The organism is uncultured Jannaschia sp., from assembly GCF_947494055.1.
Lineage (GTDB): Bacteria > Pseudomonadota > Alphaproteobacteria > Rhodobacterales > Rhodobacteraceae > Jannaschia.
In genome coordinates this window covers 1-370 of sequence record NZ_CANLTR010000207.1, presented here as the reverse complement: position 1 = coordinate 370, position 370 = coordinate 1, and the positions used below count along the sequence as shown (strand labels likewise).

At 69.2% G+C, this 370-nt stretch carries 1 protein-coding gene; it reads right to left on the bottom strand.

Annotation, left to right across the window (positions count from 1 at the left end; genetic code table 11):
* Positions 1–370, bottom strand: a 370-nt coding sequence (locus tag Q1A87_RS23870; protein WP_299657396.1) for an erythromycin esterase family protein, incomplete at both ends; no start/stop codon positions are given.

The following is a 370-nucleotide window of genomic DNA, read 5'->3' as shown; positions in this document are numbered from 1 at the left end:
TTCCAGCTTTCGGCACCGCCGTAATACATCACCCGGTAGTAGCGCTCGGCGGAGCGGACCAGACGCGCGTTCTGCGCCGCGTCGAGGAAGCTCGCCTCGTCCTGCCCTTCGAACTCGAGGCGCTTCTCCAGCAGGTCGCGAAGCTGGGCGATCACCTTCTGCTCGCAGGTCTCGTAGCCCCGGCTCAGCACCGCGCGGCCGTAGGTGGCGGGGTCTCTCTGCCACGGCGTCAGGCAGCCATACCGCTCCCGCGCGATCCGCGCCGCCCCGGGATCGTGCGCGTCCAGATAGGAGAGCACCGCGGCGATGGAATCGCGCAGGTTGTAGATGTCGAGCCCGTAGAAGCCCGCGCGACGGTCCGGCGCCACGC